This is a genomic window from Pseudoroseomonas cervicalis ATCC 49957 (assembly GCF_000164635.1).
Taxonomy (GTDB): domain Bacteria; phylum Pseudomonadota; class Alphaproteobacteria; order Acetobacterales; family Acetobacteraceae; genus Pseudoroseomonas; species Pseudoroseomonas cervicalis.
The window spans coordinates 1-1,949 of sequence record NZ_GG770999.1 but is presented as its reverse complement, the minus strand read 5'-3'; the positions used below and the strand labels follow the sequence as shown (position 1 = coordinate 1,949).

At 73.9% G+C, this 1,949-nt stretch carries 3 protein-coding genes; 2 read left to right on the top strand and 1 reads right to left on the bottom strand.

All coding sequences use genetic code 11. The features are described from left to right. Positions 1–475 (bottom strand): nucleotide-binding protein (locus HMPREF0731_RS21155; protein ID WP_007006283.1); only part of this gene is annotated, 475 nt, incomplete at its 3' end. Between the two features lie 391 nt (positions 476–866). Here HMPREF0731_RS21155 and HMPREF0731_RS21150 point away from each other — a divergent pair. Together HMPREF0731_RS21150 and HMPREF0731_RS21145 are read left to right on the top strand one after the other, a co-directional pair. Beyond that, a complete protein-coding gene (locus HMPREF0731_RS21150) occupies positions 867–1,466 on the top strand; it encodes a hypothetical protein (protein WP_007006282.1) in 600 nt (199 codons plus the stop codon). Continuing rightward, a partial coding sequence (locus HMPREF0731_RS21145; RefSeq protein ID WP_007006281.1) for an Ig-like domain-containing protein occupies positions 1,466–1,949 on the top strand: 484 nt, incomplete at its 3' end. The genes HMPREF0731_RS21150 and HMPREF0731_RS21145, both read left to right, overlap by 1 nt.

Sequence of the window (1,949 nt, the reverse complement as noted above, 5' to 3'; positions counted from 1 at the left end):
GGTGGCGCGGGCTGGCGACGCGGTTCAGCACCACCCCGGCCAGCCGCACCCCCGGATGGTGGAGGGCGAAGCCGCGCGCCACCGCGCCGGCCGATTGCGACTGGCCCGAGACGTCGAGCAGCAGCAGCACCGGCAGGCCGAAGCGGGCGGCGAGGTCGGCGGCGCTGCCCTGGCGCCCGGCTTCCTCCCCGGCGCCGTCGAACAGCCCCATGGCGGATTCGACCAGCAGCAGGTCGAGCCCGGCGGCGGCGCGGGCGGCGACCGAATCGAGCAGCACGGGGCGCATCGCCCAGCTGTCGAGGTTGGGGCTGGGGCGTCCGCAGGCGGCCTCGTGGAAGGCGGGGTCGATATAGTCGGGGCCGGATTTGGCGCCGCCCACCGCCAGGCCGCGCCGGCGGAAGGCGGCCAGCAGCGCCATGGTCAGCGTACTCTTGCCCGCGCCCGAGCGCGGCGCCGCGATCACCAGCCCCCGCATCCTGCCTCTCCCGCCCCTCGGTTCCGGGCGGCGGCGCCACGGCCCCGCCCGCGGCGGGGTGTAGAGCGGCCAGGGCGCCGGTCAAAGCGCGCATCGCGCCGGTTCGGGCGGATGCGCGGCCGGGCGGGGTGCCGGGCAGAGTGCAGACGACACCGTAGCAATTCGGTGTAACAAGCTGATTTCGTGTAGAGGTAAACAGGCTGATTCCTGCTTCTCACCCTTGCCCCGCCCTGGCCTGTCACGGTATGCGAAGGCTGCGCCGGCCGGTCCGGGCCTGCCCAGCCGCCATGCCGGCGGGGCAGGGGGGAGGCGGCCCCGTCGCACCGCCTTTCGATTGTCCCAGTCCGCCGCCGCATCCGCGCGCAGCATCAAGAACGGAGAGGAAAGGGGCATGGTCCAGCGCCACCCGCTTTCGAAACTGCCTCAGGCCGCCACGTCCAGCCGGGGCCGCCGCCTGTGCCGCCAGGGCCTGGCCGGGCTGCTGGCGCTCAGCACCGTGTTCGCTTCCTCCGCCGCCATGGCCGCGCCCTTCCGCTGCGCCAATGAAGAGCATCAGAAGATGTTCGAGCTGTCGGCGCTGAAGACCGAGCTGATGGTGGTCGCCACCACCTGCGACACCGAGGACGCCTACAACGCCTTCATCCGGCGCTACCAGAGCGACCTCAGCCGCAACGACATGGCGGTGATCCAGCACTTCACCGGCCGCGACCGCCGCGCCGGCCAGCGCGCCAACGACGCCTTCGTCACCAACCTGGCGAATGCGCGCGCGCAGGAGGCCAACCGCGTCGGCGCCGATTACTGCGCCCGCAACGCGCGGCTGTTCCGCGAGGTGATGGCGCTGCCCTCCGCCGCCGAGCTCGCCCCCTACGCCGCCTCGAAGGACCTGCTGCCGGCGACGCTGGGCAGCTGCGTCGCCAGCGCCTCCGCCCCCGCCACCCCGGCCCGCAGCACCACCCAGGCGCGCGCCAACTCGACCCGGACGGCCCGTTGATGCGTTCTGCCAAGCTGTGGGCGGCGCTCGCCCTGCCGGCCCTGCTCGCCGCCTGCGCCCAGGCGCCCGGTCCGGCGGCCGTGACGGCGTCCCGCCTGCCGGTCTATGCGATCGACCTGCAGGGCAAGGCGGCGCTCTGCACCGTGCCGAACGACCAGCCGCGGCTGGTCGACGCGCAGCAGACCGAGATCGCCATGACCGTCGGCAATGATGGCGGCTGGTGCGGCGCCAATGTCTCCAAGCCGGGGCCGGAGCCCTTCGATGCCGGGCTGCTGACCGCCCGCCCGGCCAATGGCCGCGCCCGGGTGCAGAGCGTGGGCGACTACACCCGCCTCGACTACATCCCGGATCCGGGCTTCACCGGCACGGACAGCTTCACCGTGCGGCTGCTGCCGGGCTCCACCTCGGTGAAGGTGAATGTCACGGTGCAGGCGGTGGCCCAGCCGGCCGCTGCGCCCGCCGCCGCCGCGCCGGTGGTGACGC

What these genes read in the sequence shown, in the direction of transcription:
- HMPREF0731_RS21150 (WP_007006282.1), top strand. Translation starts at nt 867, where the DNA reads ATGGTCCAGCGCCACCCGCTTTCGAAACTGCCTCAGGCCGCCACGTCC.